This is a genomic window from Tractidigestivibacter montrealensis (genome assembly GCF_024741235.1).
Classification (GTDB): Bacteria; Actinomycetota; Coriobacteriia; order Coriobacteriales; family Atopobiaceae; genus Tractidigestivibacter; species Tractidigestivibacter montrealensis.
Genome location: NZ_JANSKA010000002.1, coordinates 141,529 through 164,784, shown reverse-complemented (window position 1 = coordinate 164,784; position 23,256 = coordinate 141,529). Strand labels below are relative to the sequence as shown.

Sequence of the window (23,256 nt, the reverse complement as noted above, 5' to 3'; positions counted from 1 at the left end):
AACCACATGGGAAGTATTGATACGAGTTGGGCGCGCGAGCAGGGGGCGGCCTTTGGGGCCGAGCGCGCCAACCGCGTTGCGAGAAACGCCGTGACCTCCATGAACGTGATGGCCGCCGCGCGCGACTACACACGCATGCGGACCTACCACGACACCTACGGCGTCTCCATCAAGCGCACCGGCGAGGTCACCAACCAGCGCCAGAGCGGCCGCTGCTGGATGTTCTCGGCCTTCAACGTAGCTCGCGCTGCCACGATGAACCTGCTCGACGTGGACTCCTTTGAGTTCTCGCAGGCATTTGGCATGTTCTACGACAAGCTCGAGAAGGCCAACGCCATGCTCGACCACGTGATTGCGCTGGTCGACCGCCCTGACAACGACCGAGAGCTTGACCACGTGCTCGAGTGGGGCATGAGCGACGGCGGCTACTACTTCGAGGCCATGGACCTCATTGCCAAGTGGGGCCTTGTCCCCAAGGACGTGATGCCCGAGACGGCCTGCACCAAGAGCTCCGCCGAGATGGACGCCCAGCTCGATCGACTGCTGCGCCGTGCCGCCGCGGACATTCGCCGTGCTCATCGCGCGGGCGCCAGCGCCGACGAGCTTGCTGCCAAGAAGGACGCCTGCATGGCCGACGTCTACCGCATGCTCTCCGTGTGCCTGGGCGAGCCGCCCGCGACCTTTGACCTTGAGGTCAAGGTTGGCAAGAAGGCCAAGGTAGACGCCTCAAAGCTCACGCCAATCCTCCCCAAGGACGACCCCGAGAAGGAAGCCGCCGCAGACGCCAAGGATGCCGAGAAGGACACCCGTATGCTGCTTCGCGACGCCGGCATCACCCCGCGCGAGTTCGCCGAGCGCTATGTTCCCTTCGACCCCAATGACTATGTGCAGCTGGTCTGCATGCCAGGTGGCTCTCGCCCCTGGAAGACGGCGTGGCACGTCCTGCTCGAGGAGCCCATGGTTGGCGGCACCCCCAACCGCTTCCTCAACATGTCGCAGGAAGTGCTGGAGCAGGCCGCCATCGCCAGTCTCAAGGCGGGCGTGCCCGTGGGCATGGACGCCGACGTCATGCAGGAGTTCCCGCGCCACATCGAGGACTTCCCCGGCGTACTGGCAACCGACGGCCTCGACCTCGAGGGCCTCTTTGGCGTTGGCCTCAAGATGAGCCGCGAGGACATGCTCGACGTGCGCGAGACCTCCCTCACCCACGCCATGACCTTCCAGGGCGTGGAGCTGGACGACGCGGGCAAGCCCGTTGCCTGGCGCGTCGAGAACAGCTGGGGCAAGGACTCCTGCAAGGACGGCTACCTCTACATGAGCGCCGACTGGTTCCGCACCTATGGCGGCGCCGTGACGGTCATGCGCAAGTTCGTCCCCGCAGACGTCCTCGAGCTGTGGGACAAGACGGAGGCAGTCGACGTCGAGCCATGGGACGGCGTTGCGGCCGGTCTCGGCGTGAGGTCGTAGGGCTGCGAGGTTTCTCGCACGCAATGCGGACAGTGCGGACCATTGGAGGAGATATGGCTACATCACAGGACACCCCCGTTCGAAACATCGTCTTTGACATGGGCGGCGTGCTTCTCGACTTCAATGGTCCGCTGTTCTCGCACGTCTTCACTGCCAACGAGGAGGACGCCGCGGCACTCAACGCGGCGCTCTTCGCGAGCCCCGCGTGGCCGCTGCTCGACGCAGGTGCCATAAGCGAGGACACCATCGAGCGCATGGCCCAGGCAAGGCTTCCCCAGCGGCTCTGGCCCAACCTGCACGAGTGCATGGTGCACTGGCACGAGCACCAACCCGTCTTCGTGGAGACAAACGCCGTTGTCGAGCGGCTGCACGCCGCGGGGTATGGCTGCTACGTGCTCTCCAACGCGGGCACGCGCTTTTGGAGACAGAAAGACCGCATTCCCTCCTTCCCTCATATGGACGGCTGGGTAGTCTCGGCGTTCGAGCGCATCATGAAACCAGATCCAGCAATCTACCTGGTGCTCTGCGAGCGCTATGGCCTTGATCCAGCAAGTTGCCTCTTTGTGGACGACAACGCGGACAACGTGGCGGGTGCCAGGGTCGCCGGCATGCAGGCACACCAGTTCACAAGCGCACAGGAGCTAGAGGGCTACCTCGACGGGCTTGGCCTTAGGTTCTGAGCCAATTTCGCAGCCTGCCACACCCAATCGATTCAACTGCGCCCCTCGGCCGCATGGCCAAGGGGCGCTTCTGTGCATACTAGAACTCGGCGAAGCCCGGCTCTCCCACGTGGCAGATGTCATCGCCGTTGGCAAAGTCGGTCACCGCGGCGACAAAGGCCTCCTCGTCCCCCGTATGGAAAGCGCAGGTAAGCTGCACGTCCTCGGCAAATACGGAGTCTCGCACGCGTCCGCCGGCATCTGCCACCATGCGCGTGAGACGATCGTAGGCTGAGTATGGAATCTGCACCACTACGCGCGTCACCAGCGTCATCTCGACGATGACGCCTGTCGCATGGGCCTCCTCAACCGCCGCCTGCGTGGCCGCCGTATAGGCTCGAACAAGGCCGCCAGGCCCAAGGAGCGTCCCACCAAAGTAGCGGGTCACCACACAGCACACATCCCTAAGGCCGGCACCGTGGAGCACCTCGAGAGTAGGCATGCCTGCCGTGCGACTTGGCTCGCCATCGTCCGAGCAGCGCTCCCGACCGTCCGCAAGAACCCAAGCCGGCACGTTGTGTCGGGCGTCATGATGGCGCGAGCGCACCTTCTCGATGAAGGCGTTTGCCTCGGCCTCGCTCGACACATGCACAAGCTGCGCGATAAAGCGGCTGCGACGGTCCTCGAACTCGCCCGTGACCTCGGCGCCATTCGTAAGAGTGAGATAGCCGGACCGTAACGTCTCCCCCACCGTTATGCCCTACCTTCCAGGCTAAAGAGGGGCTCCCCTGCGCGAACCCGCACGCCCGCGGCCACGGCAGGCATAGCCTTGCCAGATGCGTTCATCACAGAGACCATCACCATATCATCATGCCCGGCGGCACGAATCTTCTCGACGTCAAACGTGATGAGTGGCGCACCAGCCTCAACGTGGTCACCCTTCTCGACCAGCACGTTAAAGCCATCACCGCGCATCTCGACGGTGTCGACACCAATGTGGATGAGCACCTCCATGCCGTCGCCAGAGGTGAGCCCCAGGGCGTGCCCGGTATCCACGGCAGACGTGACTGTGCCCGCGACCGGCGCATATATGACGTTTCCGGAGGGCTTGACGGCCATACCCGGACCCAGCATCCCCTGTGCGAAGACTGGATCAGACACTTGGGAGAGCGGCGTTGCAACGCCATCAACCGGAGCGAGAACACCGCCAGGCTCCGCAGAGGCGGAAATGGCACGGGGTACCTCCGTCGCCGTGCGCCTCCCGCGCGAGAGCCTGTCAAAGATCCCCATGCAAACGACCTCCCCCCGGGCGCTGCGCCCCTCGTGCATACATACCTTGTGCAGGATACCCCGTCATTGTAATTGCGCTGCACGACGACAGGCGCCATCGTGCTAGAATCTCCCCTGCGAAGTGGGTCAGACGATCGCGGGGCCGGCGGCTTGCCGCAGGCCATGAGGAAAGTCCGGGCTCCACAGGGCAGGAAGCTGGCTAACGGCCAGGCGGGGTGACCCGACGGAAAGCGCCGCAGAAAAGAAGACTCCCGCTGCCCGCCTCGGCGGGTGAGAGAAAAGCTGAAACGGTGGTGTAAGAGACCACCAGCGTCGTGGCAACACGGCGGCTTGGCAAGCCCCTTCCGGAGCAAACGCAAATAGGAGCGCTATGGTGTGGCCCGCACCGCGCTCGGGTTGCGCGCTAGAGGGCGCCGGCAACGGCGTTCGTAGATAAATGATCGTCCACGACAGAACCCGGCTCATAGGCCCACTTCGCACTATTTGCTCAGGATGAGCAACCGGCAGCCCTTCGATGCATCCAAGCAAGTCTATTGACAGGCACTTCCCGAATCTCAAGGATTGCCTAGCCTCCGGAGTGAGGCACTGCGCAAAAATCGACTTTGACGGCCCAAATTCGGGACTTCGCTTAGTATCACCCCGTGAGTGCCATTTTTCTACCTGCTGTTCCTCAAAAAGTTAGTACATTCGTACTCGATGGTTCGCCGGAAATGGGCCGTCAATGTCGATTTTCATGCAGAGGGCCCCTCTTCCAGCACCCGAACGGCTGGCATCAAAAGAGCTGAAACTGCGGGTTTGTAAGCATGCAATATAGTGCCTCTTGAGCTAACAGCTGCTTTTTATTAAATGTTTTATGTCTAATCCCAAAATTGTTCTCAACGAGCCACCAAAAGTCTTGGTACAGCCCGAACGTCTTTATCTGCCCCCACGTCGCAGAAACCACTTTTATCCCCGCTGCTTCGATTACGTTCCGACGCGTGCTCGTATGATCGAGGCGATATCTGCCTGTATGGAAGTCGTAGCTGTCGTATTCGATGTCTCCCTTCACCGACGCATAGTACAGGTCACCAAACAGCTCATCAGTCGCCATCAGATTCTGCAGCCTTTCCGGTACAACAATTCGCTGGTTCGCAGCCACTTGAGGCATCGTCCTCCCGCCCAGCATTGGAGGGAGCGAGCTCGTTAGCGCAAGCAGGGTTTCTATTGGTGATGCCGTGTTTGGAACAACATATCGCAGAGCACGGCGTGCCTTGTTGAGCCCATATGCCCCAGGCATGAGATCCAGGAATGCCGATAAGTTCTCTGGAGTAGCAAGGGGATCTCGAGGCCCAGTGTAGCCCCTCCCCTCATCCGAGATAGAGAATCCCCCACAGAGATAGCACCCAATGACGGCAAGCTCCTGAATGCCCCGGCTCTGAGCCATCAATAGATAGGTGAGCTCGGGAGACGCCACCCTAACCGTACCCGCCAACGATTGAAAGGAACCCCTGGGCAATACGGACGAGAGTTGATGCTCCCGCACCCCAGGATTTGACCTTCGCCCACCCTTGCCTGGCAGGAGCAGGTGGAGCGGACGTTCTTCAGAACATCCAAACGGCAGTGGGCTCGAGATGATCTCGCCTTTATTTGCCGTCGCATGAGCGAGGCTCGTATCGGGCGAACAATCGGGGAGACACTCGTCTCCCCTTTTTGTAAGCCAATATCGCAATGCCGACTCATGTCCCAAGTACAGCCCCATGCCAGCCCCTTTCCTCGGTTGTCGGAGAGGGTAGCAGGACGTGCTTGCACTTCTCTGCCATTCTTCGGATCACTCACAGGCAGACAGCTGTCACAGATTTAAGAAAAGCCAGTTAGATAGGGGCATTGATTCATGGCAGTGACGACGAAACCGTGAAGTCGAAGCGGAACGTAATTCAAGGCTGCACGTCGCTATGACATCATCTTAGAACACTTGTGCTAGTCATGGGGGTGATGTAGACTGTCATGGAACATTCGTTCTGTTATCGAGTCATCCGGGAGGTGCCATGGACAAGCTCACCAAGCTGGGGATTCTCGCCGAGGCGGCGCGCTTTGACGCTGCGTGCACCTCGTCCGGCGTCACGCGCGGACCGCGCGAGGGCATGGTGGGCGATGTCTGCGCAAGCGGGCTCTGCCATTCCTTCTCGGCAGACGGGCGCTGCATCACGCTGCTCAAGGTGCTCATGTCAAACGCCTGCAGCTATGACTGCGCATATTGCGTCAACCGTCGCGGAGCCAGCTGTCCCAGGGCAACGTTCGAGCCGCGGGAGCTGGCCGAGCTCACGGTGGACTTCTACAAGCGCAACTACATCGAGGGCTTGTTCCTCTCGTCAGCCGTTCTGGGAAACCCGCATAACACCACAGAGCGCATGATTGCCTGCCTTAAGGCGCTGCGCGGGGAGTTTCGCTTTAACGGCTACGTGCACGCAAAGGTGATTCCCGGCACTTCTCCGGAGCTTGTGGACCGCCTGGGGCGCCTTGCAGACAGGCTCTCCGTGAACCTGGAGCTTCCCAGCAGGGCGTCTCTCGCCTCGCTCTGCCCGGACAAGGATGCCCGTTCCGTCATGGCCCCCATGGCGCAGATTGCCACCACACGCCACGCGGAGGAGCAGGCGCTCCTAGACTCCCCCGCCGGCAAGAAGGCGCTGGCGAGAAGTCGCAGGGGAAAGAGCAGCCACGTATCCGAGGGAATGCAGGTCACCTCGGTTGGGGCGCGCTATACGCTTGGACGGCCCACGAGCGCTGTTCCCAACGCGCTGCGCAAGTTTGTGCCGGCAGGTCAGTCCACGCAGATCATTGTGGGTGCCACCCCCGAGGACGACAACCACATCCTGCAGCTCTCGAAGTCGCTGTACGACCACTACGGGCTCAAGCGCATCTTCTTCTCGGCATACATGCCCATGGTCGAGGACAGTCGCCTGCCAGATCGCGAGACGCCCGTGCCCTTGCGCCGCGAGCACCGCCTTTACCAGGCAGACTGGCTCATGCGCTACTACGCCTTCACGCCAGACGAGCTGGCAACGCCCAGCCGCCCCTGGCTCGACCTCGATGTGGACCCAAAGCTTGCCTGGGCGCTCGCGCACATGGACGCATTTCCCGTCGAGGTCATGGACGCATCGCTCGAGACGCTGCTGCGCGTTCCCGGCATTGGGCCAGTTGGGGCAAGGCGCATCCTCGCAGCCAGGCGAACCAGACGCCTCTGTGTGGATGACCTGCAGGGGCTTGGCGTTGCATTCAAGCGGGCGCGCTATTTCGTGACGTGCGGCGGCAAGCGAGACCTTGCTGCGCCGCTCGATCCGGAACTCATAAGGCAGAGGGTGGTGAGCGATGCCGCGGGGAGCAAGTACAACGCAACCAGACGCCAGGCAGAGGGGCAGCTTAGCTTGTTCTAGCACGCGCGAGGCCGCTGCGGCAGGCAGTGCCGTCGAGCAAGCGAAGACAGAGGTGTTCTCCGCACTCGCAGGCGGCGAGGCCGTTGCCGTGTGCTGCGAGCGCACCACGGAATCTGTGCTTGCGGCCGTGGGCGTAACATACCTCGCACACGCCGAGCCACATCGCGTGCGGCTGGTTGCCACGGATGAAGCTCAGGTACGCCTAGGCGAGAAGATCGTGACGCTTGAAGACGAGGATGATGACTCCGTTGTGGCACTAGCCAAGCGGGTGTTCTCAGGCTTCGAGAAGCGCTGCGGTACCACCTGCGCACGGCGCGTCGTTCTCGCCTGTGCGTCTGACGAGAGCGACATGCCCGAGGTGGTCCATCGCTACCTGCGTTTGGGCTTCTCGGAGGGAAAGCGTCTCTACGAGGACGTTGCGGCACCAGAGGCGCTGGCGTTTGCCAAGCTGGTGCAGCGTGTCTCCTCGGAGTGCGAGCACACACGCCAGTTTGTGCGTTTTGCTCGCCTCCCCGATGGGACCTTTGTCTCGGTCTTCGAGCCCAACGAGAACACGCTACCGCTGGTGGGCACGCACTTTGCGCGTCGGATGCGGGAGGACCGCTTTGTGGTGGTTGATCCTGGGCACCTGGTTGCCATCTTCCACGAGCCAGGCGATGCCGCCTGCGCCGTCGTGGGTCTCGATGAGGACACCGCCGCCACGCTTGTCGCGCGCGTGGACGAGACAGACGAGAGAGAACGGCTTGTCCAGGCGCTGTGGCAGCGATTCTATCGCGCTATGGAGCTGCCGGGGAGAGGAGCCGCCAGCCGCGGGTATGACCTGCGTGCCTCCTGGATGCCCAAGCGATTCTGGCGCGGACTGCCGGAGCTAGGTGGTTGGTTGTGAGATTAATGCTGTCAGAGCATGGTCACGGTTGCACAGACCAATTTCGCACTCATTGCTTGTAAAGAAAACGGATATCGAAGTCTTTCTTATGCCACCTACAGATCGAACGCCAGGAGGAGACTACTTGCGACCTTGTAGGTCGTGTGACTGTAATCAGCCGTCAGGGCATCAGCCTAATCTTTGCATCGGGCAACCCAACGGCGAGCATAGCTACCACAGCGGGTCTTCATCGACGCTAGTTGCGAAGTTTCCCTGATGGCCATCTTTAGATTCTAGGCATCTGGCTTTGGCATTTCTCTAACCTCGTCGAGACTGTAGGTCTCAAGCCGCCCAGCGCGAAAGTCCTCTACCTGCTTGAGAATCCCATACTCGTACTCAAGCTGGTCTATAGAGTCCGACAGGGCAGCAGTCATGTAGTAAGACGTGGTCCTTCCCGTCTCCTTCGCTAGGCGGTCATACCTCTTCGCAAGGTCATCTGGAAGCCTTAACGTGATTGGTATTGTCATGTCTCACCTCTAGGATAGAAGTTGCATGTAGGGCATACTGGCGCATTGTATGGAACCAAGGCTGCTGCCGTCATGCTCCTGTTCTGATTACCAGTCAGATTGGCACTGCTCCAAAACCACGGGTAGTTACTGGTTCTGGTAATCGGCGTTTGATTACCAGTCAGATTGGCACTGCTCCAAAACGAGAAGGCGTCGGCGGCGGACTCGTCCACGGTTTGATTACCAGTCAGATTGGCACTGCTCCAAAACGACATAGGACACCACGAAGGCCCGAATGAATGACGGCTAGCCGGTACGAACCCCGGACGTGGAGAGGCTAGAGCAGCAAGTACCTACCGAGAAGGCCACGCAGCAGCGCGGGTTTCTCGGTAGGCACACGCCTACCAGCGAGAGAAAGGAGGGTCCATTGCACGTCTCAAGCGTGACATACCGACTGCAAGGCAAGGCGAGAGACGGAACGCGAACAAGCGTGTCAATCACGCTACGCCCGCCAAAGCCAAGCACGGGGCAATCGCCTGAAAAAGCGCCCAGGCCGAGGCAACGACCCAAGCGCTAGGCGATGCCGGACGGGACGGCCAGCAACCAGCAATGCCGCCCCGTCCGGCGTGTCACGCACATTGTACCAGATAGAAGTCATGAGAGGAGAACGCAATGAAGGAGACTGCCTACACCATCGACGGCCAGGAAATCGCATTCATGGCCCCAAGCATCAAGAAGGATTTCTACTTCCCCGAGGACGCGAGGACCACCGAGAAGTGGAACGCGGTGCAGAGCCACGTAGACGAGTGCAGCAAGTCGGTGGAGTACTTCAAGGCCGAGAACCTGAAGCCCTGCAACTGCAGGGCGGCGCGGCTGCTCGACGCGCTGCAGGACTCCCGCTACGAGCTGTACACCGTGGCTGGCAAGGACTTCGTAGACGTCGAACGCAAGTACGAGTTTGATTACCAGTCAGATTGGCACTGCGAGTCAAAATACGGCTTTGCCAAAAATGTCTACCGTTAGGTGGACGCCCCGTAGGGGGCAGCTTGACTTCGCCAAGAGCCTCCTATTGGAGGCTCTATTGTTTTCAGATACTCATTGTGACCCTGACCCTCCTCCCTCGATACCGTCTATCCTGCAAACGGTCTTCGACCAAAGTTGACAGGTCTGAATATTAATACGTGGCATACGACGCTATATCGCGACCATTGTTGATGTCTGCATCCACTAGACGTGTCTATCCGAGCATTGAGCCGCTACACATTCGTCACCCGAATGTGTGGCGACCTGTACGGGATACAGATTCGGATGCGAATGTGTAGCGCCAAACCATCGAATGTGTTGCGGCGACCATCGAATGTGTTGCGGCGACCCTCAAGCTTGTTGCGAGCTGCCGCCGGCGCGGGCGAGAAGAACGCGCGCCGAGAAAGACGCCGCCACGCGCCCCACAAAAAAGAGGAGGCCCCTGCGCTGGGGCCTCCTCATCGCATCAAAGCTGTTTCTCGCGCCGTTAGTCCAGGTCGCCGAAGTCCGTCTGGAACGAGGTGTTGCCCGCGGCGATAGAGCCAGCGGAAGCACCGGGCACGGCAGGCGCGCTCACGGCAGGACGGGCGGCAGGGGTCGCCGCAGGCGCCGCACCAGAGCCGTTGGGAGCCGTTGAGAGCGGCTGCTGCGGGAACACGGAGTCCGCGTCGTCCATAAAGTGCTGCAGGAGCTTCTTGTACTCGTTGCGGAAGTCCTCGCGGGACTGCTTGAGACGGTCAATCTCGTCCAGCTCGTTCTGCTTCTCGGCAAGTGCCTGGCGAATGACCTCGCGAGCCTTCTGGTCGGCCTCGTTGCGGATGCGCTCCGCGTTGTCGCGAGCGTCGGCAACAAGCTTGTCGGCGCTCTGCTGAGCAACGATAAGCACGCGAGAGATCTGGCTCTCGGACGCGGCAAGGTCGTCCTGCACCGCGGGGGTGGGGGCGACCGTCGTAACCTCCATGCGCTCGGGGGCGGCGTTGAGCTGCTCCTCGAGGCTGGCAACCTGCGCCTGGGAGGCAGAGAGCTGCTGCTCGGCGGTGTTCAGGCGACCCTTGAGGTCCGCGATCTTCTGCAGCATCGCGTCAACCTCGCTGGAAATCTGCTCGAGGAAGGCGTCGACCTCCTCGGGGTCATAGCCGTGCTTCGAGGGAGAGAAGGTCTGCTGCTCGATATCTGCTGGTGTGATTGCCATCTTTGTCCCTTTCACTTCGACTCGTCGCCCCGGGCAGCGCCCGCCAAGCGGCAATGACGTTACAAAAGTATAGCCAGAAGCAGGCGCTCTATGGCCTCAAGAGCGAATATCGCCACAATGGGCGAAAAGTCTATACCGCCGAGCGGCGGAATGAAGCGCCTGAAGATGTTAAGCCACGGCTCCACGAGCATACCGATTGCACCGCGGAAGTCCTCGATCACGCCAGAGCCGCGCGGAATCCACGAGAGGACGCACCAGATGATGATCAGGATGTTGTAGATGCGGAAGAGCTGGGCAATTACGTTGGCTATCGTGTAGTTCAAGTGGTCCTCGCTGTCAGTCGTCGGTAGTCTTGTCGCCTGCCGCCTCCGAGAGCTCGCGGGTACGACGCAATGCCGCGTCGACCCCCGCACAGGCAACCTCAAACATACCCGACTCCATCGCCCGCAAACCCGCGGCCGTCGTGCCGCCGGGAGACGTCACTTTCTCCATATACGCACGAGGATGCTCGCCCGACGCCAGGAGCTGCTCCGCCACGCCGCGCATGGTGGAGAGCACGAGCTCGCGACAGGCCACAGCGGGAAGGCCGCGCTCCACGCCGGCACGGGTGAGGTCGTCAACGAGCAGGGCCACGTACGCGGGCCCACAGCCAACCACGGCGCCTTCGGCGTCAAGCTGGTCCTCTCGCAGCACCACGGCGCTTCCCAGGGCCGAGAAGATCGCCAATGAGAGGTCCAGGTCCTCCTTGGTGGCACGGGAGCCCGGGCAGACGGCAGTCGCGCCAGAGAGTACCTGCACGGGCAGGTTGGGCATGGCGCGCACCACGTGGGAGTGCTCAAGCGCTCGCTCAAGCGATGCCACCGAGACACCCGCCGCAATTGAGATCACAAGGCGGCCTGCAAGGCCCTCCGTATGCTCCGCGAGGACCCCAGGCAGCACCTGCGGCTTCACCGCCAGCACAACCGCATCAGGATCCTGGGCGAGAAGCTCATCGTTGCTGGTGAAGGTCTTGATGCCAAGCTCTGCAAGGGGCGCAAGTTTGCCCGCGGAGGGGTTGGCGACAAGAACGTGCGCCGGCGCCGCGGCACCAGAGGCCACGAGCCCGCGCGCGATGGCGGCACCCATGGAGCCTGCGCCAATGACGCCTATGACCTGCTCGATCTTCTCGGCCATGGCGCTTACGCCTCGAGGTCGCCGTCGGCGACAAGCTTGTCGATGTCGCCCTGGGTAAGCTCGATGCCCGCCGGCAGCACCGCAAAGACGCGGTCGCCCAGCGCCTCGACCGAGCCGGCAACGCCGTAGCTCAGGCCGTAGCAGAAGTCGAGGATGCGCTTGGCGGTCTCGATATTGGTGCCCTTGAAGATGAGAATGACGGGCTGGTTGGTGCGCACGCGCCTCACCACGGACTGGACGTCGTCGTACGAGACGGGACGCAGCACGTAGGGAGGAAGCTGACCGGAGGTCACGCGCGCGGAGGAGCCGCCGCGGTTTATCTCCGTGGTAGCAGCAGGGCTGCTTGGCGCGGAAGGCTCATAGGTGGGCCTATAGGTGGGCTCGGGCGGCTCGACGTAGCTGGGGCGCAGACGCGTGTCGCGCTGGTCGGCATAGCCGGCTGCGGGGTTCTGCGTCACCGGGCGGCCAGAGCGCGTGTAGACCGAGACGCTCTCTGCCTCGGGACGCGAGGTGTTGCCCAGAAGCTTGGTCGCGCTGCCCGTGGGGCGGCGGTCGCCGTAGCCGCGCTCGCGGTCGCGCTCGCGCTGCTCGTCGTCGCCGTCGTAGTAGTCGTCCTCGTAGTCGTCGTAGTCGTCGTCCCTACGGAAACGATCCCTGATGTTGTCGAGGAAGCCCATGATTCCCCCATCCATTTTGCGAGGTCCAACACCCCGCACCATTGCCAGATTAACCCAGAACGTACCTGGGGTCGAACACTGTTCTGCCAAGTCGAACGATCGTGGAGCCCTCCTCGACCGCAATCGGGAAGTCATCGCTCATGCCGCAGGAAAGGACCGGCAGCTCAAGCCCGCTGCGACGGGCAAGCTCGTCACGCAGTTCGCGTAGGCCGGAGAAGGTCCTTCTCGCCGCGTCCATGTCGTGCGCCGGCGCCATGGTCATGAGGCCGTGCACGCGCAGGGCGGGAAGCGCCAGGATGACGTCGAGCGCCGCGCGGACCTCGTCGGGCGAGAAGCCTGACTTGGACTCCTCCCCCGAGACGTTCACCTCGAGAAGTGCGTCGCTCGTCACGTTGTGGCCCACGCCGCGCTTGGAGATGGCCTCGGCCAGGTGGAGCGACGACACCGAGTGGATGAGCGTCACATTGCCCACGACCTCGCGCACCTTGTTGGTTTGCAGGTGGCCGATCATGTCAAAGCGGGCGCCATCCATCTGGGGGTACGCGGCAATTCCCTTGAGCTTGCGGACCAGTTCCCGGGGACGGTTCTCGCCAAAGGCTCGATATCCCACCTTCCAGGCAAGGTTGACCTGCGGCACGTCGACGGTCTTTGAGACGGCGAGAAGCTCCACCTCCGCCGGGTCACGCCCAGCGCGGGCGGCAGCCTCCGCGATGCGCTGGAGGATCTCCTCCCTGCGCTCGGCGAGAAACGCCGCATAGCCCTCGTCTTCTGTCTCATCCATCTAGACCAGCTCCCATTACCTTGATGAAACCCCACGCCCCACGCAGGCGCTTCCGCGCTACTCGCCCCACATCACGGCAAGGGCGCCGTGCCGTCCGCAGGACCCGTGCTCGGCGCGGTACGAGAAGAACCTCTCGGTGGCCGAGGCGGTCGAGACGTCGCAGCAGGCGATGGAGCTCCTTGGCACCCCGGCATCCACCAGCGCCGCCGTGACGGCAGCCCCCAGGTCGAGGTTGCGCTCACCCCAGATTACGCCAGGCCCAAACTCCGCCGAGAAGCGCGCGGCGAGCTCGGGAGAGACCTCATAGTCCTCGCGCCCGATGTGCGGGCCCACGTAGGCACGAACTTGCGAGACGGGCGAGCCGGTCTTCTCCGCAAGGGCATGTGCCGCCTTGGCGCTTATCCGCGCGATGGTTCCCCGCCAGCCGGAGTGCGCCACGGCAAAGCCGCCAGGGGCCACGAGAATCACGGGCACGCAGTCCGCAAAGCAGAGCAGCACGGGCACGTTGGTGGCGGTGCAGACAATCGCATCCGCGCCGGATGCGGCGTCAGCCTGTGCAGCATGGACAGCATCCGCGTCCGAGGAGCGCACGGTGACGATCCTGTCGCCGTGCACCTGGTGCGGGCTCACGAGCATGTCCGCGCAGCACTCCGCTCCCAGGGCGCAAAGCGCGCGGCGGCGGTTCTCGGCCACGTGGGACGGGTCGTCTCCGCAGGCACTCCCCAGGTTGAGCGAGGAGCAGCCTCCCGTAGAGACACCCCCCGTGCGCTCCGTGAACGCAAGCGCGACCCCCTGGGGGACGGAAGCATCTCCCAGAAGGGTCACGCCGTGCGACTGGTACCTTGTGAGCGTGGGCTCGGACATGGCGCTAGATGCGGCTACGCTTCAGGAAGTCGGGGATGTCGAACTCCTTGTTGTCACCGCTCGCAGCGGGGGCCGCAGGACGGCTCGCGGGAGCCGGCGCCGCAGTGTAGGGGCGCTGCTTGGACTTTGACGCCTGGGACTGCGGACGCGCCACCGGCATGGTGGGCAGCGTGGGCTGGATGTTGGCGTCATTGAAACCGGTGGCAATGACGGTGACGCGCACCTGGTCGCCCAGGGACTCGTCGACGACGGTACCAAAGATGATGTTGGCCTCGGGGTCGACATTCTTGGCAACGAGGTCGGCGGCGTCGTTGATCTCCTGGATGCCAAGGTCCTTGTTGCCGGCAATGGAGAGCAGCACGCGCGTGGCGCCATCGGTGGACGTCTCAAGCAGCGGGCTGGAGATGGCCTCGGCAGCGGCGTCGGTTGCGCGGGAGTCGCCAGAAGCGGTGCCAATGCCCATCATGGCCGTGCCTGCGCCCTTCATGATGGTGCAGACGTCTGCGAAGTCGAGGTTGATGAGGCCAGGGACGGTGATGAGGTCCGTGATGCCCTGGGTGCCCTGGCACAGCACGTCATCGGCCATGCGGAAGGCCTCGAGCATGGTGGTCTTCTTCTCGGAGAGGTCGAGCAGACGGTCGTTGGGAATCACGATGAGCGTGTCAACGTTCTCGGAGAGGTTCTTGATGCCCTCGGCGGCGGAGTTGTAGCGCTTGCGGCCCTCGAACGAGAAGGGCTTGGTTACGACGCCCACGGTAAGGGCGCCAACGTCGTTCTTGGCGATGTCGGCAACGATAGGTGCCGCACCGGTACCGGTGCCACCACCCTCGCCTGCGGTGATGAAGACCATGTCGGAGCCGGCGAGCGCCTGCTTGATCTCGTCCCTGCTCTCCTCGGCAGCCTCCTGGCCAACCTCGGGGTTGGCGCCAGCGCCCAGGCCCTTGGTGATGTCGGTGCCAATGTGGACCTTGATGTCCGCGTCAGAGATGGCGAGCGCCTGCGCGTCGGTGTTGATGGCGACAAACTCGACGCCGCGGATGCCCTCCTCGATCATGCGGTTCACGGCGTTGGTGCCGCCGCCGCCCACGCCAACAACCTTAATCACGGCGAGATAGTTGCTGGGGACCTCAGTGTCCTTCATCGTTTCCTCCTCGTTGGCGGCGGCCCTGTGCCAGCGCCCTTGCTGGTGCGTTCGTGCTTCGCTCATGTGACGTTTTTCGTCCAGCCCCTGAAAAGCGCTGGTAGAAACCCTAAACCTCAGGTTAAGCCAGATGCTCCCCACGAAGCGACGTATATTTGCACATTGGGTGTGCCCTCGTCAAACACTTTGTGCAAACGGTGAAAACCGCAGGTAAACGGTACCACTTTGTGGGCCAGAAACCCTCCAGTAAAGCTTGAGACTAAGGCTATTTGCCTAGTTCGAGCTCTTTGTCGACGTTCCGGTAGAGGTTGTGGTACCGGTGGTGGAGGTGCCGCTTGAAGACGTTGAGCCAGTGGTCGACGTACCCGAGGGCGACGTGGTGCCACTCGTCGAAGAGCCCGTCGACGCCGTAGTGTCACTCGTCGTGGTGCTCGTGGTCGTCGAGTCCGTCGTCGTGGAGCCACCGGTGGCGCCCGTTCCCGCTGTCACGTTGGTTGAGTCAATCCTTCTGTATGAGGGGCTCGAGGGTACGCGCACGTTGATGTAGGTGAGCTCGTCTGGGTACTCGGCAAGCAGGCTCTTCACGACCTCCTCCTTGGACGAGATGTCCGTAGGCGAACCCAGGGAGACCTCGACCCCGCTCGAAAGGACACACGAGATGCTTGCCTCGCTCGGCGCCGTGAAACTCACGATCTGGGATGCAAAGTCGGACGAGAAGCCGTCCAGATAGCTACGAACCGCGGCAATCACTTCATCGGTGGCCTTGGAGCCTGCCACCGGATCGACGGTCGCGGGGACCCCTGTGATGAGGATGGCGCCCACGGACGTGGCCTTCTCAAGGGCTACATCATCTGCGGACTGCTCGTCCGAGACGTCGAGGTTCACAGGCTCGAGCCAGACCTCCCCCTCGCCCAGGTACCACGCGACGCTTCTCGAGCTCATCACCACGACGGCCTCGACCGTGCGCTCGGTAACAGAGATCTTGAGCTTATCGGGAAACTCGCGCTCCACGCTCACCGACTCCACCCAGGGGTTCTTCATGAGGTTTTGGGTGATGGCGTTGGTATCAACGTTGAGAAGAGTCGTGCCCTCCTCGACCTTGGCGAGCTTCTGGATGTCATCGGCACTCACATGGTCGCTAGCCACGGCGTCGATGGAGGTGATCTGGAAGGTCGAGGTATTGCTCAGCACGAGAAACGCCACGCCGAGAACCGCAGCGACGATGGCCACAGCCACCACGACGCGCATCACGATGCCCATGGCGTCTGCGGTGCGTACCTGCCGGGCACGCGCCTCTCTGGCCTCCCTGCCGCTCTGGGGACGGGATGCTCGCTGTGGGTGCAGCACCGACGGGCGTGCCTGCGCTGTCCTTGGGGCCGCTGCGGGCCTGGGCGTGCGAGACGCGCGCGGCATCCTCGGCGCGGAAGGCTGCCGGGAGGAGCGGGACGCACGGGTACGCGGTGCGGAGGTAGGGCGAGAAGGCCGCGTGGAGCGCGATGAGCGCCCCTGCGTCGACCTCTGCGTCGCCTTGCGCGAGGTTGGCCTTCTTCTGTCGTTTGACGCCATGCCGTGCTCTCCCTATGCCCCAAACCCGAGCAGCTTGACCTCGGGCTGGAGGTCGATCTCATACTTGTCGCGAACGGCGTCGTGGACATGGCGCATGACCTCGACCACGTCGTGGGCGTGCGCGCCACCGTCGTTAACGATGAAGTTGGCGTGGACGTCAGAGACCACGGCCCCACCCACGCGGTAGCCCTTGAGGCCGCAGGCCTCGATCATGACAGCCGCAGAGCGCGAGCCGGGATTCCTGAAGACCGAGCCGCAGCAGGGCCTTCCCATGGGCTGGGACTGGCTGCGACGGCGCAGCCGCTCCTCCACATCGCGCGCGATGGCGTCGTGGTCTCCCGGCTGGAGGCAGAAGGTTGCCTCAAGGATGATCTCGGTGGTGGGCAGCGAGGTCACGCGGTAGCCCCACTCGACCTCGGAGGCCGCATGGCGCACCAGCCCCTTGCCCGGCCGCAGGCTCACCACGTCCTCGATGACGGCGCCAACCCACTCATGCCGGGTCCCCGCGTCCATGGAGACGGCACCGCCAACGGTGCCGGGGATGCCCGCGCAGAACTCGAGGCCGGTGAGCGAACGCTTCATGGACTCGGAGACGAGCTTGGAGAGCTGTAGCGCGGCGCCAGCCGTCACGCGCCCGTCATCGGCAAAGCTCATGCGCGAGAACTCGCGGCCGAGCGTGATGACGCAGCCGTCGTAGCCGGTGTCAGCGGCGAGGATGTTGGAGCCCTTGCCCATGACCACCCAGGGCACGCGCTCCTCGCGCAGGACCTCGACGGTCTTGAGCAGGGCCTCGTAGGTGTTCGCGCACACGAAGAGCGCGGCTGGGCCGCCAATGCGGTACGTCGTGCGGTGCGAGAGCCGCTCGCCGCGGATTACGTCCGCGTCGATGGCTCCCGACAGGCTCATGTATGCGTTGAAGACGCTCACGCCTACCGCTCGTCTCTCTTCTCGTCACGCTCGTGCATGGCGGCGATGAACGCGGGGCCAATCTGGGTGACGTCGCCCGCGCCCTGCGTGATGAGCAGGTCGCCCGGGCGGCAGGTGTCGCAGAGGTTCTGGATGAGCTCGTGGCGGTTGGGGATGTAGGCCACGTCGGCCACCGTGCCCGCGGCTTCGACCTGGGACGAGACGGTCTTGCCGGAGATGCCAGGGATGGGCATCTCGCCCGCTGAAAAGACGTCCATCACGCGCAGGACGTCCACCTTGTCGAAGGCGTGCGCAAAGAGCGGTTCAAGAGCCTTGGTGCGGCTGTAGCGGTGCGGCTGGAACACACAGACAATGCGGTCAAAGCCAAGCTGCGAGGCAGCGTCCAGCGTGGCGGCAATCTCGGTGGGATGGTGGCCGTAGTCGTCCACCACGGTGACGCCGTCAATGTCGCCAACGTGGGTAAAGCGCCTGCGCGCTCCCTTGAACTCCGAGAGCTTCTCGGCGGCCTGGGAGACGTCTGCCCCCAGAACGTCTGCCACGGCGATAGCGGCCGTCGCGTTCGCCATGTTGTGGCGGCCGGGGTTCGACTTGATGGTCACGTCGACAGAGGCGCCGGAGGGAGTCTTCACCGAGAAGCGCATGGCCAGGCGGTGCGGTGCCAGGCCCTCCTCGGGCGTGCAGACGTAGTCGTTGCCCTTATCAAAGCCATAAGTCACCACATGACGACCGGTCGAGCGGGCAAGCTCCACGTAGTGGGGGTTGTCACCGTTAACCACAACGGTACCCTTCTCACCCACCAGGCCCATGAAGGTGCAGAAGGTCTTCTCGATGTTCTCGAGCGTGCCGTAGTGGTCGAGGTGGTCGGCCTCGATGTTGGTGACCACCACCACGTCGGGGTTGAGGTAGAGGAAGGAGCCGTCGGACTCGTCCGCCTCGCACACAAAGTAGCCGCCCTCGCCGTTCCTGCCGTTGGTGTCGTAGCCCTCGACCACGCCGCCAATGAGGAACGAGGGGTCCCAGCCCAGGCGGTCGAGCATCGTCGCGATCATGGACGACGTGGTGGTCTTGCCGTGCGTACCGGCAACGGCCACGGTAATGGCGTTGTTGGAGAGGTACGACAGCATCTTGGCACGGGGCCAGATGGGAATGCCCAGCTCGCGGGCATGAACGACCTCGGGGTTGGTCTCGGGGATGGCGCTCGAGGTGACAACGACCTCGGGCGAGACGCGGTCGATGGTCGCAGCGTCGTGGCCAATGGTCACGTCGATGCCCGCATCCTCGAGCTCGCGCACGTAGTGGGAGCTCTTGAGGTCAGAACCGGTGACCTTGCAGCCGCGCTTGTTGAGCACGAGGGCGATGCCGCTCATGCCCGCACCGCCAATACCCACAAAGTGCGCGCTCGCGATGCTCTTGCCCTTCTCGGCGGCATCTGCGCCGGGCTTCTCCACGATGTCTGCCATGGCTACCCCTTCCAAAGGTGCGCGGCGAGAAGACCCGCCGCGGAAACTGGTTCGCCTAACCCATTTACTCTAGCCGATGGACGACCCGTCGCGGCCCACGACGGCAAGCCACCACGGACTCCGCAGGCGCGTCTATCGCCCTGCGGCGCGCTCCACGACGTCTGCCAACTTGGCTGCCGCCTGGTCCTGGCCCAGGCCGCGCGCGCTCGCGCGCATGCGCTCGCGCCTCTCGCCATTGTTCACCAGGTCGAGAAGATCGCGGGCAAACTCGTCACCATCGATGGTGTCATCGGCAAAGAGATCCGCTGCGCCAGCGTCCACCAGGTAGTGCGCGTTGGTGGTCTGGTGGTCGCCCGTTGCAAGCGGGTAGGGCACGAGCACGCTCGGCACGGCAAGCGCGGCGATCTCGGCGATGGAGGAGGCACCGGCGCGCGAGACCACGAGGTCTGCCGCCGCGAGAGCCTCTCCCATGTTGGAGATGTAGGGTACGACCTGCCAGCGCTCGCGCTCGCCATCCGCAAGGTGGAGCGAGGACACAACGTCGTCGTAGAGCTCCTTGCCCGTGGAGTGCACCACGTAGAGCCCGGGATTGGCAAGCAGGCGCTCCTTGAGGCGCACGATTGCCTCGTTCACGTGGCTCGCGCCAAGGCTGCCGCCAAAGACCAGAAGCATCGTGGCGTCCTCGGGGATGGAGAACGCCGCGCGGCCGGCCTCGCGAGAGGCACCAAGGACGCTCCGGCGCACGGGGTTGCCCGTGAGCACAATGGCGTCATCGCCGTGGACGTGACTCTCGAAGGCGGCACGCGCCTGGGGCAGCGACACGCACACGTAGCGCGCGTGGGGCGCAAGCGTCTTGTTGGCAAGGCCGGGCACCGAGTTCTGCTCGTGGAGCACGTAGGGGATGTGCTGCTTGCGGCAGCGATCCATGAGGGCAAGCTCGACGTAGGCACCAAACCCCACGGCGACGTCCGGCGCGCCCTTCTCGGCAAAGACCTCGCCCACGCGCGAGGAGGCCTTGCCCTCGCGCACAAGGGCCGAGACGAGCGTCCAAGGGCGAGAGCGGTCGAAGCCGGTCACGTGGATGGGCTCCAGCTCGAAGCCCGCCTGCGGGACGAGCGTGCCCTCGAGCTTGGCGCTCTGGCCAAAGAAGCGCACGTGATGGCCGTGGGACGAGAGCTCCTCGGCCAGCGCGAGCGCCGGGTTGATGTGACCCGCAGTACCTCCGGCGGCGATTGCCACCTCAAGACTAGTTCCTGCCACGCCTGCCATCCCCTCTTCCGGACCCACGCCCGCGGAGCCTCTCCGCGGCGCTGGGGCCAAGGTCTATCCGTCCGCCTTCGTACCTGCCCTGCCTGGCGCTCCGGCCGTTTGAGCCGCCCCGTTGCCGTTGCTGCGGCCGTCCCTGCCCGCCGCCGTCGACCATGCGCAGGCCAGAGCCGGAGCCCCCACGCTCGCCACGCTGCCGCGAGGAGCGCGGCGTGGGACTGCCCACAAGCGAGATGCCCGGGCCGGCTGCGGGCGCGGCGCCCCGTGTCCCATCGTCGCCATCCGCAAACTGCCAGGACTGGCGGCTGCGGTCGTGGACGGTCTCGGGCAGCGTCGAGCGCTTGGACACCGAGACGATCATGCCCACGAGCATGAGGCAGCTCATGATCGTGGAGCCGCCATACGACACAAACGGGACGGGCTTTCCCGAGAGCGGGATGAGTCCCAGCACGCCGCAGACGTTCACGAGCAGCTGGATGATGATGAGCGAGGTGCAGCCGGCGGCGATGAGCCTGCCGCACATGTCCGGCGCATAGCGCGCGATGCGGAAGCCCGCCCAGGCAAGGACGCCAAAGGCGGCGAGAAGGCCGAGCGTACCCACAAGGCCAAGCTCCTCGCCCACCACGGCAAAGATGAAGTCGTTGTAGGCCATGGGCAGGTAGGAGTACTTCTGCTTGCTCATGCCAATGCCCACGCCAAAGAGCCCGCCCGATCCAAAGGCATAGAAGCCCTGGATGAGCTGGTAGCCGGAACCCGTTGGGTCACTCCAGGGGTTGAGGACGGCAACAATGCGGGCACGCGAGTAGTCATCCTTGAGCGAGATCGCGAGCACCCCCACGATGCCGACTCCAAGCACAAGCAGAATCCAGCGACGATCCATGCCGGCGAGGTAGCCCATCACGATGAGCGTGGCGCCAATGATGAGCGTGGAGCCCTTGTCGGGCTGCAGCAGGATGAGCGCGAGCGGCACGCCCACAAACACCGCAAGGTTCTTCACGAACTCCGTGAGGCCCATGACCTGCTCGTCGTAGTAGCGCTCGGCGAGGTCGGCCGCCACGAGGATGATCGTGATCTTGGCGAACTCGGACGGCTGGAGCGTGAAGGGCCCAATGGCGATCCAGCGCGTGGCGCCATAGGCGTCCGCGCCCGCTATGGGCAGAAAGATGGCCAGCAGCAGGAGGATGGTCAAGATCCAGATGATCCTGACCAGCGTCTTTCCCCAGAGGTGATAGTCGCTCTTGGCAATGAACACGGCAAGGCCCGTGCCAAGCGCAGCAAAGATGAGCTGGCGCTTGAGGTAGTAGGCGGGGTCGTTGCCCAGAGCCTCGGACGCGAGCGACGTGATGGACGAGGCCGAGTAGACCATGAGGAAGCCAAAGCAGGTGAGGATTACCACCGCAGCAATGAGGATGAGCCGCGGCTTCATGAACCTCTCGGGCACGCCAAGGATGGTCTTCTCGACCGAGGAGCGCCCGGCACCCCTCCCCTGGCCGCCACGCCTGGTGGAGGTGCGAGACCGTCCTGCGGCAGAGCTTCGGTATGTGGACGCCTGGGCCACTAGCACAGCCTCCCCGCGGCCACGCGCTCGGCAGCAAGGTGCTTGAAGAGCTCGCCGCGCTCCTCCATGTTGTGGAACTCGTCGAAGGACGAGCACGCGGGCGAGAGAAGCACCACATCGCCGGCCTGGGCGCGCCCGCAGGCGGCCGAGAAGGCCTCGCGCAAGTGCGGCTCTCGCACGACCTCAAGCCCAGAGCCCGAGGCGGCGACCTCGTCCTCCAGCGCGCGGGCAATTCTCTCTCCGGCGGCGCCGTAGCACACGGCAACGCGGCAGCGAGCGGCAACCGCGTGCGCCAGTGAGGTAAGGTCGGTGCCCTTGTCGTGGCCGCCCAGAAGCACCACGATGTTCCCCGGCCTGAAGGCCGTGAGGGCCTTCTCGACCGAGTCCGTGTTGGTAGCCTTGGAGTCGTTCACAAAGCGCACGCCGGAAACCTCGCCGCAGGGCTCGATGCGGTGCTCGAGCGGCGAGAAGGCGAGAAGCCCGCGGCACACGTCCTTATCGGCAACACCCAGCTCGAGCGCCACGGCCGAGGCCACGAGGGCGTTCTCCTCGTTGTGCTCGCCCTTGATGAGAAGGTCGTCGGTGGGGACAAGGACGTGCTCGGCGCCGTCGAGGCGCACCACGAGGCGGCCGTCGCGCACGAAGGCGGCGCACGGCGTACCGGGGTCCTGGCGCACGTCCACGCGGCACACGCGCAAGCCCCGCGCGTCGAGGCGGCCAATCACGGCGCGGCACCAGTCGTCGCCGTCAGAGACCACGGCAAGGTCCCCCGCCTGGAGGTTGGCAAAGATCTTCTCCTTTGCCTGGGCATACGCCTCCATGCTGCCGTGCCACTCCACGTGGTCCGGCGTGACGTTCATGAGGCAGGCGACGTGCGGGTGCAGAAGGCGCGTGGTTGCCAGCTGGAAGCTCGAGAGCTCGGCTACGAACCACGATCCGGGCTGGCGCTCAGCAAGGCGGCTCGTGATGATGGTGCCGATGTTGCCCACGGCCTCGGCGACGCGTCCGCCCTCGCGCAGGAGCGCCGTGGTGAGCGTGGTCGTGGTGGTCTTCCCGTTGGTGCCGGTGATGCCCACCCAGTTGGCGGGGCTCTCGCGCCAGGCAAACTCCGGCTCGCCAATGATCTCCGCCGAATGCGCGGCCGCCGCCTGGAAGAAGACGGACCCCACGGGGATGCCCGGTGAGGCTATGGTCAGGTCAAAGGTGCCCTCGACCTCCTCGGTGCCCAGGACACAGCGAACGCCCAGGCCCTCAAGCTCATGCGTAACCTCGCCCTCGTGCGAGGAGGCGCCACCAAAGAGCGTGATGGAGGAGACCCTCTCGCCAAGCCCCACCAGGTAGCGGCAGACGGCCTCGCCCGTGTGCCCTATGCCAAGAACGGCGACGTTGCCAAGACGCGCCGAGGAGTTGCTGTCCTGCATGAGATGCCCC

General features: G+C 63.8%; 22 protein-coding genes and 1 other RNA gene. 6 read left to right on the top strand and 17 right to left on the bottom strand.

Annotation, left to right across the window (positions count from 1 at the left end):
* The first annotated feature begins 6 nt into the window (after positions 1–6).
* Together NVS32_RS03875 and NVS32_RS03870 are read left to right on the top strand one after the other, a co-directional pair.
* Entirely contained in the window at positions 7–1,467 is a 1,461-nt protein-coding gene (locus NVS32_RS03875; RefSeq protein WP_258498764.1) for a C1 family peptidase, read from the top strand.
* A gap of 53 nt (positions 1,468–1,520) precedes the next feature.
* Positions 1,521–2,147: an HAD family hydrolase gene (locus NVS32_RS03870; RefSeq protein ID WP_258498763.1), complete on the top strand. Its 627-nt coding sequence runs from the start codon at positions 1,521–1,523 to the stop codon at positions 2,145–2,147.
* A gap of 79 nt (positions 2,148–2,226) precedes the next feature.
* On the opposite strand, the gene NVS32_RS03865 is transcribed toward NVS32_RS03870, so the two are convergent.
* Entirely contained in the window at positions 2,227–2,877 is a 651-nt protein-coding gene (locus NVS32_RS03865; RefSeq protein WP_258498762.1) for an IMPACT family protein, read from the bottom strand.
* A gap of 2 nt (positions 2,878–2,879) precedes the next feature.
* Positions 2,880–3,416 carry a PTS sugar transporter subunit IIA gene (locus NVS32_RS03860; protein ID WP_258498760.1) on the bottom strand — a complete coding sequence of 179 codons (537 nt, stop codon included), beginning with the start codon at positions 3,414–3,416 and terminating at the stop codon, positions 2,880–2,882.
* A gap of 118 nt (positions 3,417–3,534) precedes the next feature.
* Between NVS32_RS03860 and rnpB the strand changes: the two genes are divergently transcribed.
* Positions 3,535–3,896: RNase P RNA component class A (gene rnpB, locus NVS32_RS03855), an RNA gene on the top strand.
* 292 nt (positions 3,897–4,188) lie between these two features.
* Here the strand turns inward: rnpB and NVS32_RS03850 are convergent.
* Entirely contained in the window at positions 4,189–4,887 is a 699-nt protein-coding gene (locus NVS32_RS03850; RefSeq protein ID WP_258498759.1) for a hypothetical protein, read from the bottom strand.
* 553 nt (positions 4,888–5,440) lie between these two features.
* On the opposite strand from NVS32_RS03850, the gene NVS32_RS03845 reads away from it, so the two are divergent.
* Both NVS32_RS03845 and NVS32_RS03840 read left to right on the top strand, forming a co-directional pair.
* A complete protein-coding gene (locus NVS32_RS03845) occupies positions 5,441–6,826 on the top strand; it encodes a putative DNA modification/repair radical SAM protein (RefSeq protein ID WP_258498758.1) in 1,386 nt (461 codons plus the stop codon).
* Positions 6,827–6,878: 52 nt separating this feature from the next.
* Positions 6,879–7,712 carry a TIGR03915 family putative DNA repair protein gene (locus tag NVS32_RS03840; RefSeq protein WP_258498757.1) on the top strand — a complete coding sequence of 278 codons (834 nt, stop codon included), beginning with the start codon at positions 6,879–6,881 and terminating at the stop codon, positions 7,710–7,712.
* A gap of 272 nt (positions 7,713–7,984) precedes the next feature.
* Here the strand turns inward: NVS32_RS03840 and relB are convergent, their stop codons facing one another.
* The gene (gene relB / locus NVS32_RS03835; RefSeq protein ID WP_258498756.1) at positions 7,985–8,218 is read right to left on the bottom strand and encodes a type II toxin-antitoxin system RelB family antitoxin; all 234 of its coding nucleotides are present in this window, start codon (positions 8,216–8,218) and stop codon (positions 7,985–7,987) included.
* A gap of 651 nt (positions 8,219–8,869) precedes the next feature.
* Here relB and NVS32_RS03830 point away from each other — a divergent pair.
* A complete protein-coding gene (locus tag NVS32_RS03830) occupies positions 8,870–9,220 on the top strand; it encodes a hypothetical protein (RefSeq protein ID WP_258498755.1) in 351 nt (116 codons plus the stop codon).
* Between the two features lie 487 nt (positions 9,221–9,707).
* On the opposite strand, the gene NVS32_RS03825 is transcribed toward NVS32_RS03830, so the two are convergent.
* The 13 genes from NVS32_RS03825 to murD all read right to left on the bottom strand — a co-directional run bounded on the left by NVS32_RS03825 (position 9,708) and on the right by murD (position 23,246).
* The gene (locus NVS32_RS03825) at positions 9,708–10,412 is read right to left on the bottom strand and encodes a DivIVA domain-containing protein (protein WP_258498753.1); all 705 of its coding nucleotides are present in this window, start codon (positions 10,410–10,412) and stop codon (positions 9,708–9,710) included.
* Positions 10,413–10,471: 59 nt separating this feature from the next.
* Positions 10,472–10,735 (bottom strand): YggT family protein, encoded by a 264-nt coding sequence (locus NVS32_RS03820; RefSeq protein WP_059055704.1) that lies wholly within the window; start codon positions 10,733–10,735, stop codon positions 10,472–10,474.
* Positions 10,736–10,748: 13 nt separating this feature from the next.
* On the bottom strand, positions 10,749–11,585 hold the full coding sequence (proC, locus tag NVS32_RS03815) for a pyrroline-5-carboxylate reductase (RefSeq protein WP_258498752.1): 837 nt from the start codon (positions 11,583–11,585) through the stop codon (positions 10,749–10,751).
* A gap of 5 nt (positions 11,586–11,590) precedes the next feature.
* A complete protein-coding gene (locus NVS32_RS03810; RefSeq protein WP_258498751.1) occupies positions 11,591–12,262 on the bottom strand; it encodes a cell division protein SepF in 672 nt (223 codons plus the stop codon).
* 49 nt (positions 12,263–12,311) lie between these two features.
* The gene (locus NVS32_RS03805) at positions 12,312–13,043 is read right to left on the bottom strand and encodes a YggS family pyridoxal phosphate-dependent enzyme (RefSeq protein ID WP_258498750.1); all 732 of its coding nucleotides are present in this window, start codon (positions 13,041–13,043) and stop codon (positions 12,312–12,314) included.
* Positions 13,044–13,100: 57 nt separating this feature from the next.
* Complete coding sequence (locus NVS32_RS03800; RefSeq protein ID WP_258498749.1) at positions 13,101–13,907, bottom strand: purine nucleoside phosphorylase YfiH/LACC1 family protein; 807 nt, start codon at positions 13,905–13,907, stop codon at positions 13,101–13,103.
* 4 nt (positions 13,908–13,911) lie between these two features.
* Positions 13,912–15,048 carry a cell division protein FtsZ gene (gene ftsZ, locus NVS32_RS03795; protein WP_032110827.1) on the bottom strand — a complete coding sequence of 379 codons (1,137 nt, stop codon included), beginning with the start codon at positions 15,046–15,048 and terminating at the stop codon, positions 13,912–13,914.
* A gap of 273 nt (positions 15,049–15,321) precedes the next feature.
* Entirely contained in the window at positions 15,322–16,308 is a 987-nt protein-coding gene (locus NVS32_RS03790) for a cell division protein FtsQ/DivIB (RefSeq protein WP_052009848.1), read from the bottom strand.
* Between the two features lie 318 nt (positions 16,309–16,626).
* Positions 16,627–17,541, bottom strand: coding sequence for a UDP-N-acetylmuramate dehydrogenase (gene murB, locus NVS32_RS03785; RefSeq protein WP_117651482.1), 915 nt, complete (start codon positions 17,539–17,541; stop codon positions 16,627–16,629).
* A gap of 2 nt (positions 17,542–17,543) precedes the next feature.
* The gene (gene murC, locus NVS32_RS03780; protein WP_042088993.1) at positions 17,544–19,001 is read right to left on the bottom strand and encodes a UDP-N-acetylmuramate--L-alanine ligase; all 1,458 of its coding nucleotides are present in this window, start codon (positions 18,999–19,001) and stop codon (positions 17,544–17,546) included.
* Between the two features lie 132 nt (positions 19,002–19,133).
* A complete protein-coding gene (murG, locus tag NVS32_RS03775; protein WP_233516476.1) occupies positions 19,134–20,261 on the bottom strand; it encodes an undecaprenyldiphospho-muramoylpentapeptide beta-N-acetylglucosaminyltransferase in 1,128 nt (375 codons plus the stop codon).
* The gene (gene ftsW / locus NVS32_RS03770) at positions 20,248–21,825 is read right to left on the bottom strand and encodes a putative lipid II flippase FtsW (protein WP_233519113.1); all 1,578 of its coding nucleotides are present in this window, start codon (positions 21,823–21,825) and stop codon (positions 20,248–20,250) included. Before ftsW ends, murG begins: the two co-directional genes overlap by 14 nt.
* On the bottom strand, positions 21,825–23,246 hold the full coding sequence (murD, locus tag NVS32_RS03765) for a UDP-N-acetylmuramoyl-L-alanine--D-glutamate ligase (RefSeq protein WP_117651483.1): 1,422 nt from the start codon (positions 23,244–23,246) through the stop codon (positions 21,825–21,827). The genes ftsW and murD overlap by 1 nt, the downstream gene beginning before the upstream one ends.
* Positions 23,247–23,256: the final 10 nt, after the last annotated feature.